General features: G+C 44.9%; 17 protein-coding genes. 4 read left to right on the plus strand and 13 right to left on the minus strand.

What is annotated here, in order from left to right; genetic code table 11:
- The first annotated feature begins 223 nt into the window (after positions 1-223).
- Complete coding sequence (locus EX191_RS00700) at positions 224-1588, plus strand: sodium-dependent transporter (protein WP_012841489.1); 1365 nt, start codon at positions 224-226, stop codon at positions 1586-1588.
- A 105-nt stretch (positions 1589-1693) separates the two neighbouring features.
- On the opposite strand, the gene EX191_RS00705 is transcribed toward EX191_RS00700, so the two are convergent.
- From EX191_RS00705 to tsaA, 5 genes are all read right to left on the minus strand, one after another.
- Positions 1694-1885, minus strand: coding sequence for a DUF4250 domain-containing protein (locus tag EX191_RS00705; RefSeq protein ID WP_109169594.1), 192 nt, complete (start codon positions 1883-1885; stop codon positions 1694-1696).
- Positions 1885-2091: a YaeP family protein gene (locus EX191_RS00710; RefSeq protein ID WP_005391765.1), complete on the minus strand. Its 207-nt coding sequence runs from the start codon at positions 2089-2091 to the stop codon at positions 1885-1887. Before EX191_RS00710 ends, EX191_RS00705 begins: the two co-directional genes overlap by 1 nt.
- Positions 2092-2202: 111 nt before the next feature.
- Positions 2203-2871, minus strand: coding sequence for a tellurite resistance TerB family protein (locus EX191_RS00715; RefSeq protein WP_193446973.1), 669 nt, complete (start codon positions 2869-2871; stop codon positions 2203-2205).
- 176 nt (positions 2872-3047) lie between these two features.
- Positions 3048-4763 (minus strand): proline--tRNA ligase, encoded by a 1716-nt coding sequence (locus EX191_RS00720; protein WP_046874977.1) that lies wholly within the window; start codon positions 4761-4763, stop codon positions 3048-3050.
- A 111-nt stretch (positions 4764-4874) separates the two neighbouring features.
- Positions 4875-5570, minus strand: a complete 696-nt coding sequence (gene tsaA / locus EX191_RS00725) for a tRNA (N6-threonylcarbamoyladenosine(37)-N6)-methyltransferase TrmO (protein ID WP_053809825.1) — start codon at positions 5568-5570, stop codon at positions 4875-4877.
- A gap of 123 nt (positions 5571-5693) precedes the next feature.
- Between tsaA and EX191_RS00730 the strand changes: the two genes are divergently transcribed.
- The 3 genes from EX191_RS00730 (at position 5694) to EX191_RS00740 (ending at position 7900) form a co-directional block, all read left to right on the plus strand.
- A complete protein-coding gene (locus EX191_RS00730) occupies positions 5694-5954 on the plus strand; it encodes a type B 50S ribosomal protein L31 (RefSeq protein WP_193446974.1) in 261 nt (86 codons plus the stop codon).
- Positions 5955-5957: 3 nt separating this feature from the next.
- Positions 5958-6083: a type B 50S ribosomal protein L36 gene (gene ykgO / locus EX191_RS00735; RefSeq protein WP_009844388.1), complete on the plus strand. Its 126-nt coding sequence runs from the start codon at positions 5958-5960 to the stop codon at positions 6081-6083.
- A 230-nt stretch (positions 6084-6313) separates the two neighbouring features.
- Positions 6314-7900, plus strand: coding sequence for an AbgT family transporter (locus EX191_RS00740; protein ID WP_006742541.1), 1587 nt, complete (start codon positions 6314-6316; stop codon positions 7898-7900).
- Between the two features lie 108 nt (positions 7901-8008).
- Here the strand turns inward: EX191_RS00740 and EX191_RS00745 are convergent, their stop codons facing one another.
- From EX191_RS00745 to EX191_RS00780, 8 genes are all read right to left on the minus strand, one after another.
- Positions 8009-9082, minus strand: a complete 1074-nt coding sequence (locus EX191_RS00745; RefSeq protein WP_193446975.1) for a hypothetical protein — start codon at positions 9080-9082, stop codon at positions 8009-8011.
- Positions 9079-10191 (minus strand): ATP-grasp domain-containing protein, encoded by a 1113-nt coding sequence (locus EX191_RS00750; RefSeq protein WP_006742539.1) that lies wholly within the window; start codon positions 10189-10191, stop codon positions 9079-9081. The genes EX191_RS00745 and EX191_RS00750 overlap by 4 nt, the downstream gene beginning before the upstream one ends.
- On the minus strand, positions 10179-11447 hold the full coding sequence (locus EX191_RS00755; protein ID WP_193446976.1) for a F390 synthetase-related protein: 1269 nt from the start codon (positions 11445-11447) through the stop codon (positions 10179-10181). Before EX191_RS00755 ends, EX191_RS00750 begins: the two co-directional genes overlap by 13 nt.
- Positions 11435-12298, minus strand: a complete 864-nt coding sequence (locus tag EX191_RS00760; RefSeq protein ID WP_109169604.1) for an MBL fold metallo-hydrolase — start codon at positions 12296-12298, stop codon at positions 11435-11437. The genes EX191_RS00755 and EX191_RS00760 overlap by 13 nt, the downstream gene beginning before the upstream one ends.
- Positions 12267-13253: an NAD-dependent epimerase/dehydratase family protein gene (locus tag EX191_RS00765; RefSeq protein ID WP_193446977.1), complete on the minus strand. Its 987-nt coding sequence runs from the start codon at positions 13251-13253 to the stop codon at positions 12267-12269. The genes EX191_RS00760 and EX191_RS00765 overlap by 32 nt, the downstream gene beginning before the upstream one ends.
- Positions 13250-14239 (minus strand): ketoacyl-ACP synthase III, encoded by a 990-nt coding sequence (locus EX191_RS00770; protein ID WP_193446978.1) that lies wholly within the window; start codon positions 14237-14239, stop codon positions 13250-13252. Before EX191_RS00770 ends, EX191_RS00765 begins: the two co-directional genes overlap by 4 nt.
- 194 nt (positions 14240-14433) lie before the next feature.
- Complete coding sequence (locus tag EX191_RS00775) at positions 14434-14883, minus strand: YaiI/YqxD family protein (protein WP_012841495.1); 450 nt, start codon at positions 14881-14883, stop codon at positions 14434-14436.
- Positions 14880-15173 carry a hypothetical protein gene (locus EX191_RS00780; protein ID WP_012841496.1) on the minus strand — a complete coding sequence of 98 codons (294 nt, stop codon included), beginning with the start codon at positions 15171-15173 and terminating at the stop codon, positions 14880-14882. Before EX191_RS00780 ends, EX191_RS00775 begins: the two co-directional genes overlap by 4 nt.
- Positions 15174-15963 lie beyond the last annotated feature (790 nt).

The raw sequence follows: 15963 nt of genomic DNA on the forward strand, positions 1-15963 counted from the left end.
CGGCTCACTTCACGATGGGAGAATCATAAATTCTAAGCGTGTGAAAAAGACAAAAGTCGCCAGGTCTTAGAATGATGAATGTGAGATGTACGTTAAAATTTACAAGCTGAATGACTGTGAATTGTTTCAACTGTCGAGTATTTAACCGGAGTGCTCTTGTTGAATAGTGAATATTGCTATAGTGTACTAGTTAGCTAGTTCAATGATATTTTGTGTGAGTAGTATGACACAGCAAACCTCTTCTCAGCCTCGTGAGCATTTTGGCTCTCGTCTCGGATTCATCTTAGCAGCCGCAGGTGCCGCAGTTGGCCTTGGCAATATTTGGGGCTTTCCAACCCAAGCTGCCAGTAATGGCGGCGGTGCTTTCCTGTTGGTTTATTTGGTGATGATTCTTATCGTCGCATTTCCTATGCTGGTGGTTGAAATGGCGATTGGTCGTCATGGTCAAGCCAACCCGGTGGATAGTATGCGTTCGCTTACCAATCATCCGGTAGGTAAAAAGCTCGGCGGTATTGTGGGCTGGATTGGTTTAAGCGTACCAAGCGCTGTTTTAGCGTTTTACTCTATTGTCGGTGGTTGGTTGATCTGCTTTTTACTGGGTGCAATCACAGATCTAATGGGGTTAGAAGCTGCAACTCAATGGCTAAAGGGCTTTAGCGTTGAACGTAACTTGTTCGGAACCATTACTTTTTATGTGCTAACGATTCTCATCGTACAAGGTGGAGTAAAACAAGGTATTGAGAAGTGGTCAACACGCTTGATGCCAGCATTGTTTGTTCTGTTTGCCCTGCTGTTTGCTTACATCATGACGCAAAATGGTGCGATGGAAGGGCTAAAGCATTACTTGGTACCGGATTTCGAAAAGGTATGGGACCGCAAGTTGATTCTTGCTGCAATGGGGCAGGGCTTCTTCTCGCTTACGATCGGTGGCTGTTCAATGCTGATTTATGGCTCTTACTTGAGTAAGAAAGAGAACCTACCAAAGATGGCGATGAACGTGACCATGGTAGATACTGCCGTTGCTTTCATTGCAGGGTTAGTGGTGATGCCAGCGATGTTTGTTGCGATGCAAAAAGGCGTTCAAATCTATGCTGAAGATGGCTCTCTATTAAGCTCTGATACGTTGGTATTTACCGTATTGCCATTGATGTTTGATAGCTTAGGTTTGCTTGGTCAATTGTTCTCTATTGTGTTCTTCTTATTGCTGACGATTGCGGCGCTAACGTCTTCCATTTCAATGTTAGAGTGTCCAGTGGCGTTAGTGAGTGAGCGTTTCAACACCAAGCGTAGCGCAACGAGCTGGGTTTTAGGCGGTCTCATCGCCTTGTTCAGTGTGGTGATTGTTTATAACTTTGGCGCTCTGTTTGGTATGGTCGCGACGGTTGCTACTCAGTATCTACAACCAACCGCTGCGCTCTTATTCTGCTTATTTGGTGGTTGGGTATGGAATCGCAACTCAAAAATCAAAGAGCTTGAGCAAGGTTGCCCGGAGTTTACGCAAGGTTGGTTTGGTAAGTTATGGCCAGCGTATGTGAAGTTTGTATGTCCAATTCTTGTGGCTACGGTCATCTGGGCTTCATTCGGCTAATCGAAACGTCTATTGGACAAAAGAGAAGGGCTTGATGAGTGATCATCAAGCCCTTTTTAATGTTGGTTATTCCCCGTTTTAGTTACCCGCGGGGATTGCTGCGGGTTAACGGAATTGTCCTGCTTCTGGAAGAAAGTCAAAACCAGCAGAAGCCAGTTTTGCTTCTAGTGCCGCGCGATCGATATCGAAGAAAGCCGCCAGTTTATCTAAGTCACCACCGAAGTCGTCGCGTAGCTTCATATTTACAATGCTCATGAGCATGACAGGATCCATGGATTCAAAGTTCGCTAGATTCATTACTTATCCTCAAAATCTGAAATCAGTAGGTTTGCCGCAGCAAATGCCGCTTTTTCACGCACTTCTTTAGGCAGAGACTCATCCGCCGCAACATCGTTCAGCGCTTTAACAGCACATGAAATTGCCTGAGGAATGTAAGCTTGATCGCCACTACCAATTTGAGCATAAAGCTCACGAACCAGTTCACAACAGCCGTATACTTGCATGTTTTCTTTCCACTAAATGATAACTTATCTCAATATACACACAGCAGATTTGAAACTCAAAGTGCAGAGTTGTTTTGGCTCAAGTTGAGGAGTTGCTTGAGCGAGATTTAATCACTGCATTTGTACTTCTAACTGCTGAGTAACTTCTGGAGAAAGCTGAAGCTGTTTTGCCAGTTCTTGCAAATACGCTTTTTCCATGAAATTTTGCTCATCAGCAACAATCAAAGACGCGAGATAAATTTCTGACGCTTGCTGGGGAGAGGTCGCCTGATTAGCAATTTCAGCAGGATCGAGCGATTTGTTTAGTTCTTGCTGAACGAGCTGACGTACGTGCTCATCTGCGCCCATATCCACGAGGGCTTGCTCGATGCGGGCCATTTCCTCTTCATCTACATGGCCATCGGCTTTTGCGGCTCCAATCATTGCTTTTAAAATTAGTACACTGTGTTTGCTGTCATCGGGGTCAAAGGTCTCATGAACACCTTGACCGGACTGTTTGGCTTGCCAGTCGTTATAAACTTTGTAGGCTAATGCTCCAAGCGCAGCAGCGCCACCGACTTTTAATGCGCCCGAGCCTATTTTCTTGGTCATTTTTTTACTTTTCTTCGAGCCCATCAGCATACCGATAAGGCCTCCGCCAACGGCACCTGCTCCTAGCATTTTCAGGCTACTTGAGTTTGATGAGGATTTGATGTTGTTAGTTTGTTTACCTAACGCATCAGCCCCTTGCTTGAGTAAGTCTGATTTGAGTGCTTGGTTTAGAAGACTTTTTAAATCCATAACTGACCTCCTTTAGATGATGAAATCAGTTTAATAGCAAGAAGCTGAACCAAAGATTAACAAAGTGAATAGATCTAAAGGGGAGTAGTAAGGTTGCCCAGTAATAAAAAAGGGCTGACTGAAGTCAACCCTTTCTAATTATTTTGAAATTACTTCAAATGAGGACCGTCGAGCGCTTACTTTAGTTGAGCCTTCACGTGCTCGATAATATCAGTCATTGCGACTGGCGTTTTCTCCCCAGTAGCACGGTTCTTGTATTCGAAGTTGCCTTCTTTCATTGAGCGGTCACCGATAATAATGGTATGCGGTACACCAATAAGCTCCATGTCAGAGAACATTACGCCTGGGCGTTCTTTACGATCATCAAACAGTACTTCGATGCCCATTGCCGTTAGCTCAGCGTACAACTTCTCAGCGGCTTCTTTTACTTCTTCTGACTTGTGCATGTTCATTGGAACGATCGCAACCTGGAATGGTGCGATTGCATCTGGCCAGATGATGCCGTATTTGTCATGGTTTTGCTCAATAGCAGCCGCTACGACGCGAGTGATACCGATGCCGTAACAGCCCATTTCTAGGATGACGTTCTTACCATCAGGACCAAGTACACCACAGTTCATCGCTGCGGAGTAAGCGTTGCCAAGTTGGAAGATATGGCCAACTTCGATACCACGCTTAAGCTGGATAGTGCCTTTACCACATGGGCTTGGATCGCCTTCAACCACGTTGCGTAGGTCTTCAACTTGACCAAGCTCTGCGTCACGACCCCAGTTAATGCCGAAGTAGTGTTTGCCATCGATGTTCGCACCCGCACCGAAATCACTCATTACCGCTACGCTGCGGTCAACGATGAACGGCAGTTTAAGGCCAACAGGGCCTAGAGAACCAGGACCAGCACCGATAAGCTCACGAATTTCTTCTTCAGATGCCATTTCCAGTGGAGCTGCAACCTGAGGAAGGTTCTCTGCTTTCACTTCGTTCAGCTCATGATCGCCACGAATGATAAGCGCGATGATTGGTGCATCAACTTCGTCAGACGCTTTCACAAACAAAGTTTTCACTGTTTTTTCAATTGGCAGCTCGAACTGTTCAACCAATTCAGCGATTGTTTTTGCGTTTGGCGTATCTACCAACGTCATTTCTTGCGTTGGTGCCGCTGCTTCAGAGGCTGGAGCTAGTGCTTCTGCTTTTTCGATGTTTGCTGCGTAATCTGACTCGGTAGAGAATGCGATGATGTCTTCGCCACTTTCAGCCAGTACGTGGAACTCTTGAGAGCCGCTACCACCGATAGCACCGCTATCTGCTAGTACAGGACGGTAATCCAGACCCATGCGATCGAATGCTTTGCAGTAAGCATCGTGCATTGCGTCGTATGACTTTTGTAGGCCGTCTTTATCAATGTCAAAGCTGTACGCATCCATCATTGAGAATTCACGTGAACGCATTACACCGAAGCGTGGACGACGTTCGTCACGGAATTTGGTTTGGATTTGGTACAGGTTTAGCGGAAGCTGTTTGTAAGAGCTCACTTCATTGCGAACAAGGCTAGTGATCACTTCTTCAGCGGTTGGGCTAAGTACAAACGGACGAACATGACGGTCAGTAAAGCGAAGTAGCTCAGGACCCATCTTTTCGCTGCGGCCTGTCTCTTCCCATAGTTCAAACGGCTGAACAACGGGCATCAAAGTTTCGACTGCGCCTGCATTGTCGATTTCTTGACGAACGATGTTTTCGACTTTACGCAGTACACGTAGACCAGTAGGTAGCCAGGTGTATAGACCTGAAGCCAGCTTACGGATCATACCTGCACGTAGCATGAGCTGGTGGCTCACTACTTCTGCGTCGTTTGGAGTCTCCTTCAGAGTAGAAAGAAGATAATTACTGGTACGCATTAAATTTATCCGTTTATTTAAGTTAGATACTCAAGCTTGAATAAGCTGGAGTATAGGAGTTCCCGAAAGGGAAATTTATTAGCCGTCTATAATATCAGCCAATTGCGTTTGTCAAAAGCTTTCAATAGCGGTAACCGTTATTAAGTTGCTTGTTGCTGTGAACTTTACGTTCAAGTCGAACAAATTTACCGCATATTCTTTGTCGTCCGGCTTGTTTTTCTTGTATGCAGGACGAGGATCTTGGGCCAGAACTTGTTCAATGACTGATCTTACATAGTCAGTATCGGATCGATTTTCTATCGTTGCTAATGCTTGAGCAGAAAAGTTGACTTGTGACTTTTCTGGTTCTTGGTCTGCGTATCCGCCTTGTGCTTCTGGAATAGAGTCCGAATAGGGGATATAGGGCTTAATGTCCACAATCGGTGTGCCATCTACGAGATCAACACTGCCTAGATCAAGATAGATTTGATCGCCTTGCTTAGTGACTCCTTTTACTTCAACGGCTGACATTCCGATTCCGTTTGGGCGGAAAGTAGAGCGTGAGGCAAAGACACCTATTCGTTCATTGCCGCCTAATCGTGGCGGACGGACGGTTGGCTTCCAACCTGCTCCCAAATTCTGATCAAATAAAAATAACAGCCAAACGTGAGAGAACTGTTCTAGCCCACGCACTGCTTCAGGGCTATTCGCTGCGCCTAACAGTTTTACGCGTGCTTTCGCAGTTGGAACTAAGCGAGGCTGGCGCGGTACTGCAAACTTTTCTTTGTACGGTGTCTCAATGACACCGATGGGTTCAATGGAATACATGGTGGACGTCTTTAAGAATTCATTGAGATGAAAAGTATCACAAATTTCTCTTGCTTTTCTTGTTGATAATGATTATTAATTATAACGTTATAACATAACATTTTAATTGAGAGGAAAAGTATTATGAAACCAGGAATCCACCCTGAATATCATCCAGTGGTGTTCCACGACACCAGCGTAGATGAATACTTCGTTGTTGGTTCTACGTTGAAAACAGAGAGAACCATCGAATGGAAAGATGGCAAAACCTACCCTTACTTTACGTTAGATGTGTCGTCAGCCTCCCATCCGTACTACACCGGTAAACAGCGAGTGGTTCAAACAGAAGGTCGTATTGCGAACTTCAACCGTCGTTTTGGTCAATTTAAGAGCGAAAAGGAATAAATCATGAAGGTAGTAAAATCATTAAAAAGTGCAAAAAGTCGTCATCCGGATTGCCAGATCGTAAAACGAAGAGGGCGTCTATATGTCATTTGTAAGGCGAATCCGAGGTTTAAAGCAGTGCAGAAGTAATCGTTCTGCATATTTCTGGCTTATGGTTTTGTTTAATTGATAATTTTGACTTAACTGTTTTACATGGATGAAATATCTACATTTTTGTTTATTATTGGTTATAAAACTCTCTAATGGTCACAGTTTGTAACATTTAGGGCTTTTCTTTAACCTTCTACTCAAGTACCCTTCGCTCGCTTTTTTGACATTTTTGTCACATTTGCACAGGAATAAAAACAAGGAGGGAACAGATGAGTTCATCTGATTCAATTAAACAAAACTCGCCTAAGAAGCCGCTGTTTACGCGCTTTTTGGATACTGTCGAATATTTGGGGAACTTATTACCTCACCCGATCACACTATTTGCCATTTTCTGTTTAGCCATTCTGGTGATGTCGGGCATTGCAGGATACTTCGAAGTTTCCGTTGTAGACCCTCGTCCTGAGGGCGCAAAAGGTCGTGCCGCAGATGGCATGATTCATGTCGTCAGCTTACTTAACGCTGATGGACTCGAACTTATCGTTACCAACTTAGTGAAAAACTTTGTTGGCTTTGCACCTTTAGGCACGGTTTTGGTTGCGATGTTGGGTGTTGCTATTGCTGAGTACTCTGGTTTGCTATCTGCAGCTATGCGTGGCTTGGTCATGGGCGCATCTCAACGCATGGTAACAGTGACTGTTGTTTTCGCTGGTATCATTTCAAACACGGCATCAGAGCTGGGGTATGTGGTACTTATTCCACTGGCAGCAATGCTGTTCCATTCTCTAGGTCGTCACCCACTTGCAGGCCTCGCTGCGGCATTCGCTGGTGTATCCGGTGGTTATTCAGCAAACCTACTTATCGGTACGGTTGACCCGCTACTATCAGGTATTACTGAAACAGCAGCGCAAATGATTGACCCAACTTACACTGTTGGTCCAGAAGTTAACTGGTACTTCATGTTTGTTTCGACGTTCTTCATTGCAATCACTGGTGCGTTTGTTACTGAAAAAATTGTTGAGCCAAAGCTTGGCAAATACAGTGAAGAAGAAGCCTCAGAAGATTTGTCGAACGACAAAATGGGCGGCTTGACAGACATTGAGAAGAAAGGCCTAAAACTAGCAGGTGTTGCTGTACTGGTTGTTTCTGCGTTGCTTGCTTGGACGGTTGTTCCAGCAGACGGCATCTTACGTTCTGATGCAGGTACAATTGCAGGCTCTCCATTCCTGAAAAGTATCGTGGCATTCATCTTTGTGTTCTTTGCTATCCCAGGCTTTGTGTTTGGTAAAGTTGTTGGCACGATGAAGACGGATCGCGATGTGATTGATGCAATGGCGAAATCTATGTCTTCTATGGGCATGTACATTGTATTGGTTTTCTTTGCTGCTCAGTTCGTTGCTTTCTTTAAATGGACTAACTTCGGTCAGGTATTTGCGGTTGCTGGTGCAAGCTTCCTGCAAGAAATTGGCTTAACTGGCCCAATGTTGTTCTTTGCCTTCATCCTCATGTGTGGCTTTATCAACCTAATGATTGGTTCGGCATCGGCACAGTGGGCAGTGACGGCACCGATTTTTGTTCCTATGTTGATGCTTGTTGGTTATGCACCGGAAACGATTCAGGCTGCTTACCGAATTGGTGACTCGACGACAAACATCATTACTCCAATGATGAGCTACTTTGGTTTGATTCTTGCCGTAGCAACTCGTTACATGAAGAACTTAGGTATCGGTACGCTGATCGCGACCATGCTACCTTACTCAATCTGCTTCATTGTCGGTTGGAGTGTGTTGTTCTATCTATGGGTATTCGTATTTGGTTTACCAGTAGGCCCTGGCGCAGCAACATACTACACACCGTAAAAAACGGTTACCTCACACAGCTCCATTATAAAAAGCCTGCGAACGTCGCAGGCTTTTTTATCGATTCAAATTGTGTGTACGCAGGCTTACCTGATTATAGATGTCGGTTTATAGCTGAAAACGCATCAACAAAGGGCGATAAAAGTGCTGAGTGAGCCAGCATAAGCTTTTCCAAATTATGCGTTTGTACCAAGGTAAGTGCGCAGTATAAACATAGCTAAATTCAATTTCTGGTTGGGCTTTTCGGTTGCGTTTAAAAGCTGGAGCCCCTGAGCTCATATTAAAGCGACGCTGGCATATCATTGCGTGGCGGATGGTATAAGCAGATATTCTTCTATACAGCGCAAAACTCTGCGGCTTATTGGTATCGTAGCCAAAAATTGGGCAAGTCATGTCGTTATCAATTTCTACTATGCCTAACGTAGCCAGCATCTCTCCTTGATAAAATAGTCCCACTAAATGCACTAAGTTATTCTGGCTAGCCTGCTTTAAATATTGGGTTGAAAACTGGATGTTATTCCGGCTGTATTTATCAAGGTAAAGCATGTCATATAACGCTTTGGCACGCTGAAACTCTTCATCAGTGGTTAGTTGCCTAAACTGCCAATCTTTATCATTAAGCAGTTTGAAGTCTTTCGTTAAATCTCGGTTGAAGCTGAATGCTTGCCAATCCTCAAGTAAATACACTTGTCGCGTTACTAAGCTTTGCCATTGTTGCTGCTTCAATCGCTGAATTAAGTGTGAATGCTGACGCTGGTTGAGGGAGCGAAGCACCAAGGGAAAGGTGGGGTATTGATCGAGTGCCACGCGGCGCAGCTCATCAAGGTTTAAGGATTCCCATTGTTCGCTATACATATTGGTGGACAAGCACTGATTGTTGAGCGTTTGGACTTGATCCAATCCAGCCAATGATAAGATTGGTTTAGTCATATTAATAAGTAGCTTACATACCCATCGAACAGCCACATTTTTGACTTTGTGAAGCTCTTCTTCGGCGTAGCCACTAAGCAGTGTCATAGGGGACACGGCATAACAGTTGTTTGGTATTTTTGGTGTTACGGAGTAGGGAATGGCAACATCATTGATATAGTAGCAACCAAAGCTTGCTGTGCATTCATTAATAGGATTCGATTGCATAAGAGTGATAAAGGTTTTATGCCATTCTTGAGAGGAAAGTGTCATGATGGCAACGCTTCTCCATTCCACTCAATATCAACGGTAGAAGCGGCGCTCCATTTTGCCTTGTTCTGCCTAGCTAACCGGAGTAATTCAAACACACTCCGGATTTGGCTCCCTACCGGCAAGTTATGCTGTTGCATTACATTCACTCCAGACCACCAATCTTGCCAAGTTCGAGCCTTAAATAGGGATAATCCACCTTCAGCGATGAGTGTTATTGGACCTAAATGATGCAATCGCTGCTTGGAAGGACTGGTAAACTCCATATTAGGAAGCAGTTGATTGCATCGAGATGAGAGTAGGTGCAAACCACTTGTGGCTCTTGGGTTGCATTCAATCACGTAGAGATCATTTTGTGATTGGATGAAGTCAAACGACACCTGCCCATGATAAGTATGACGCTCACCAAAAGCTGCGATAAAAGTATCTAGTCGTTCGCATGAGATCGGCTGAAAAGCACTGGCGGCCGATCCGTTTACACAGTATTTCGGCACATAAGCTTGGTGTGCTTTAAGGTCACCATGTTCAAAAATCGCATAGTTACACATTGGCGTTCCGTGGATTTTTTGTTGCTGCACCCAAGGATAAAGGGTCGATATCGTGGCGGCTGAAATAGACTGAGTAGTCACATCTCGTATGACTTGCCCGCCAAACCGAGAGTAAACTGGCTTTAGAACGGTTCTCTTATTAATTTCAATCTCACTTTTATCTGCGACCAAACGAGTTTTTGGAAGTGTAATCTCTGGCAAGCCTTGAAGCTGTTCAAAAACGGTCAACTTGTTGTGCAGGGCATTGAGTAGTCCCACATTGGGCAGAAAAAAATCTACTTCTGGGCATTGCTTGGCAACATGGGCCAAGTAATACACTTCTTCACAAGTGGGTATCACCATATCAATACGCATCTGAGTAATGATTTTTAGGATCTGCTGTTGGTAGGTGGGAAACGCAAATCGAGGTGAAGCGGTGGGGATATAAGACTCGATGCCTCGCAAAAATGATCCCAGAGGCTTTTTTAGCGAATCGGTGAGAATTACTTCATGCCCATGATGCATACACATGGTTGCCCACTCTAGTGCAACTGGTGCTCGGGCTCCGGTGATTAAGACCCGCATATGTTCACCACACGTCGTTGTTTATTCATTGGCGTCCAAATAGGCGCAGGGCGGTAACTAAATCTGACAGGATCAAGCCGTAATTGGTCAAACAACTTTATCAAGGCTTGATGTATAACCCTATGGTGGTGAACATCCGCTTCAATTTGAATGGTTTGTGACCCTGTTTGGGTGATTCGGTAATCCACGCGACCTTGGGCTGATAGTGTTATAGCGCGGTAGATGAGATCTGGTAACACCGTCACTGGGACGTGGTTTGCGTTTAGCGTGAGGCGATCACCACATCGTCCGGCAATCGCGCCAAGAGGTTCAAATACGCCATTATCCTGTTTATTCTCAATAATATCGTCGAGCTGATAACGAATAATTGGCTGAGTTTTACGACGAAAATCGGTGATGATTGGGCTGTAATGAGTACGTTCGGTATTCAGCCAATGTTTTTCGATGTAAACAACATCTTGATTCCAGCGCATTTGTCCATGCTGATCAGTACATGCAAGAAAACCTTCAGTACATTGATAGACTTCATGGAGTTCGCTGTCGAACCGTTGAGAAATATAGTGACGGTCACTCTCGGTTAGAACCTCTGCCCCAGAAATGATCCGCTGTGGTTGAATTGCGGGTTGACCAAATTGACCGCTGAACTGGGCGCAGAGCTGAAGAGCTTGCGCACTACCAACCAAAAGCGTGGGTTGGAACTCATCTAGCTCTTTTATCCATTCTTGGTAAGGTTTGGTTAAATCGGCATAAAAGAATGTGACAGGCCCTTTCGCGACGGATTTATACAGTGGGCTGTTGGCTCGCAAGGCTAGTGCAATTCGGTGCTTTTGCCATAGGTTGGGCAAAAGGCGAGCCAATATATTGCCGGCCCACAGTTGTGTTTCCTGCTTGTCAGCAAGAAACAGCCCGCGCATGCCTGATGTGCCCGAAGAAAGCCCAACCGTAACATCACCAACTTTTGAAGCGGCAAAGTTGCGTGACTGCTCTGCTTTGAGTGCCTGCTGCATTAACTGTTCAGCATCTAAGCCCTTCGTATTTAACTCTGAGAGGTTCTCCATCATAGTTTGCTTATTCATGATAGGGAAATCACTGAGTGGTGCACCTTTAAAAGAGCGGTAATACGGTGAATGACGGCATACCCAATCCAGATGTTGCGTTAAATGATGTTGCTGCCACGTTTCGACTTGTTCCCTTGAGCCGAAAGGGCGGTAGCGGGTTCGCCAGAATTCTGAGATAAGCGTTCTCACTTCATCCATCCTTCTTTGATTAGCTGCTGGATAGTTTCCTGACAATGTGAAGGTACGAAGCGAACAACGTGGTGGGTTTGTTGGTAGCAACTTCTCAACTCGGAGAGGGTGTTTTTATAGGCTTTTGTATCATCGCAAAGCATGTTCGCCAGCCAATGCTGATCGATATTTTCACTCAAGCTCTCGATTAACCAGCATGCATCGGCGAGTAAGAACAGCCAACTTTGGTCTCTTTTAACCAGCAAGCCCACTTGGCCAGCTGCATGGCCTGGCAAGCTAACCATATAAATAAGTCCATCGTCGAACATGTCTTTACAGAGCAAGTTAACCCCTTGGCACTGAGGAAGAATTTGGCTGATTGGCACAGAAAAATCACCATGAATGATGAAGTTAGATTCAAGCTGTGGAGGGAGTAGAGCTTTTAGGTAGCCTTTTCTTACGCCTCCAATTCGACCACTTTTAGTAATTGCATCCACCCCTTTTTGTTGGCAATGCAATTGAGAGTGGGAAAACTCAGACACGGCAGCAATGTGATCGGCATGGAAGTGGGAGAGCACTAAATGCTCAATATCATGAGGTTTGAGATTTTCTTTTGCTAACTGCGCAACAATCCCATGTTCTTGTTGATAGCGGCAAGGTGTTGTCCAAGCATAAAAGCGTTCAGGGAAGGGACGAGTCGCGCTAAAAAAGTGCTCGTGATATCCCGTATCAAACAGGATGTTGCCTTGTGTCGGGTGCTGAATTAACGCAACGGCTGCAGGAAATGCTCTAGGCTTAATACCAGAACCTGGTTTGACAACAAAGCCTGGGTGTACGCAGTGTCCAGCCTCAAAGATTTTTATTTTTAGACCAGTTTGCATACTGCTGTATTCCTTCTTGAATTGAAAAAAGCGGTTGGTAATTCAGGTTTTTTATCGCCTTGCTGATATCCAGAGTTTGATGATAGTTAAACAATCCTGCGCTGTATGAAGTGAGCCTTGGCTCTGGCTGATGTGGTAAGCGCCTTCGTATTTGCTCACTGAGCTTTAATAATGGTGATACCACACCGTATGGTAATGATTGTAACGTTACTTTTAGGTTCAACCCCACACATAAAGCTTGTAGAACAGTCTCAATTGGCATTGGTTCGTTGTTGGAAATATTGAAGACATCACCATGCTGAAGTTGGTCTGCCTGAGTGCAAGCGAGCATCGCCGCATGGGCAACGTTGTCGACATAGGTCAGATCAACCACTGGGTTTCTACCCGATGGCAGAAGCAGAGTGTTGTTTTTGATCGCCTTAAGCACTCTTGGGATGATCGCGCGATCGTTGGGGCCAAAAATGCCACGCGGTCTTAAAATGATCGCTTTGCTTTGGCCTTTTACGGCTTCAAGTTCAGATAGGTATTTGGTGTGTGCGTAATCATTACACCAGTGTGAAGCAATGGCGTCGGTTTCTCTAATATTCCAACGGTCTTGGTGGTCAAAATAGACGCTGGTGGAGGAAATATGAATAAAACGCGATATTTGATGCGTATTAGCCGCATTGACGAGGTTTTTGGTGGCATCTACATTGGCTTGATAAAACGCTTCCCACTTGCCCCATGGGCTTGAGAGAGCGGCACAATGGATGATTGCATCCATGTCTTGGCATATCGCATGAACAGCAGAGTGGTCTCTCAAATCGACTAAATGTGGGATAACATCGAATTGCTCAGCGAGTTGTTTAGCGATGACTGTATTTCGCGCTGTAAAATGCAGTTCATGTTGCTGGTGAAACATTCTTAGAATTGCGCTACCTAACATCCCACTGCCACCAGTGACTAATATTTTCATAGTTTTAGCACTCCCATCCCTAGTGACAACCCTGCGGCGGTGCCAGCTAATAACACATGTTTTCCTGCTGTTTCTGGCTGATTACGCAGCCAGTGTAAGTTAATTGGGAGTGAGGCTGCGACTTGGTTTCCCAAAGTCGAAAAGTGATTAACGGTTTTCTCGGTTGGTAACCCGGTGAGTGATGGAAGTTTTTTTAACCCGTGCGCACTGGCTTGATGCGGAAGAAAATAATCAATATCGCTGAGTGTTACCGGAGAAGCGTCAAAGCCTTTTTTTAGAAACGCCGGTAAGGTTTTACGTACATGTTTAAAGAGTGCTTTGCCCTCCATCTCAAACTGGCAGCTTTTTAAATAAGCTTGATGCTCTGAGGTGTGAGGGTTGACATGACTACCTCCGCCCTTAATTTGACAAAATGAATACCCGGTATGATGCGTTTCAAAGTGACTGGTGAGTAATCCATCACCGTTTTGTTCTTCGAGCAAAAACGCGGCGGCACCGTCGGCGAATAAGGTTGCAACTTCTGGTTTGAGCGTAAAATTTCGATTCAGTGTGATGCCAGTGGCGAGCTCACTGGTAACAATGAGAATCCGACGGTATCGTTTTGCGAAGAATAGACTCTGAGCAAGATCAAGCGCAGAAAGAAATGATAAACAGGTGCTGTTTAAATCAAAACTTTCTAGCCATGTTGGAGCGTCTAACGCGGCGAGAACCGCTGAGGCGTCGTAGGGCAGAGACTGATGGTGAGTGCCGCTGGCGTAGATAAGGAGATCAATGGAGCCCAAGGTATGTATGTTTCCTAAACACTGCTCTATCGCCTGCACCGCCATGTAAATAGCGGTCTCTTTTGTATTGGCTACATGACGATATTCAACGTCGAATTTATTTCGGCAGGTCCCTGGCGCCAATTTTAGGAAGCGATCCATCTCTCGATCTGACCATTGATTCGTAGGCAGGTAGTTTCCACTAGAAACGATGTTAAAGCCCATTATTCTCTATACATTTATTAAAAACGTCGTTCAAAATAAACCACGTTGCATATTGAAGCTATGGTGAGCGAGATGAAAAATAAACAGAACAAAACAAATGGGAGTAAGAGCACGCTTTGGGTGCAATGCTGAAAATGAATTTTCAGGAATGAGCCAGGCTTTGATTCGCTGGCTCAATATGAATAGAGTGAGGATTACTTCCTAAATTTAGCCAAAATACGATCTAAATGGTTCGCAAATTCGCGGCGATCGGTTTGGGAAAGCGCTGCGGGACCACCAGTCTGAATTCCGCTTGAACGCATGGTTTCCATGAAGTCGCGGATATTTAGACGCGCTTTGATGGTGTCTTTCGTATAAAGCTCGCCACGTGAACTGAGGGCTTGAGCGCCTTTAGAGATGACCTCATCTGCAAGCGGAATGTCTGATGTGATCACCAAATCGTTGGCCTCCACACGCTTAACGATTTCGTTGTCAGCGATGTCAAACCCAGCTGGAACTTGCAGCGAGTGGATGTTGTCTCTTTTGGGCACCGGGACAACGTGGTTGGCGACAAACGTACATTCAATCCCCGTGCGTTCGGCGGCACGCACAATGGTTTCGCGGATGACTTTCGGACATGCGTCTGCATCTACCCATAACTTCATGATGACTTCTCACTTAGCTTGGCTTCTAGCTCTTCAATGCGAGCGACTAGTTTTTTCACCGTGCTTTCTAGCGCTGCAAGACGATCATTATCGGTATGCGCTTGCGCTGCGACTTCAACCTTGGGAACACGCTGAGCACTTTTCCAACTTTTTATTGCGGTGATTAATGCAGGCATTGGGACGGGCGTTTTTAAGCGTGCTTTCACTAACGCTACGGTTGGTTCTTTTCCTTGTTGTTGCAGTTGTTCCATTACCGCTTCTAATTCTTTAGTAACGTCTTGAGTTAACATTTTTAATCCTTAACAACGATATATCTATCATCATACGTTGAGTCCCCTAATTTGGCGAATAGCAATTTGGAATGTGTGGTGTGAGAGATCTCTTACATGGGTTGTGAGAGAAAACGATTTCGTGAGCGGAAAAATAGAAGTTACAATAATCAAGTTATTGATAAATAATGATTTAACAACTATTTAACCAATGTGGCGTATAAATATTTATCTAGGATAGATTGTCAATTTTTAGGAAAGGCGTAAATTGAGAGTTGTCAGCAGGAAGCAGACATGGAACAGGAAAGCACCAAGGATTTGGTTATCGTCAGGAAGACGATTTGGTTGGTCAGGATGATTAATCAAGCATGGAGCGTAGGACATTGTAAGGACACTATCATCAATAGGATGTTGATGACTAAGGATAGACAATGGACCCCTCTAGGATAGAGGTTATGGACAGCGTCAGGAAGATGCAAGGGACACCGCTCAAGGAACAAGTGATGTGTGCTAACGGGGAATGTTAGCTATCAGGATGATAAGGACACCGCTAGGACGGCGACGTAAGGAATAAGCTGACGGAATCAGCCACTATTATGGATGATGCATGGAGCACTTTTAGTAGCCGGACTGCTGCGAGTAAGACCATGACCCCGATACTTATGTGTCGGGGTCTTTCTTATATAAAAAGATACCTAGTCGTTCTCATTGAATTAAGCACCTTGAGGTGACTTGGGTATATCAATATCACAAAATTTATAAATTCCTAATAACACTTAATAAAAAACAATCCAGATCAATATCCTTTCCA

Source organism: Vibrio chemaguriensis (assembly GCF_012275705.1).
Lineage (GTDB): Bacteria > Pseudomonadota > Gammaproteobacteria > Enterobacterales > Vibrionaceae > Vibrio > Vibrio diabolicus.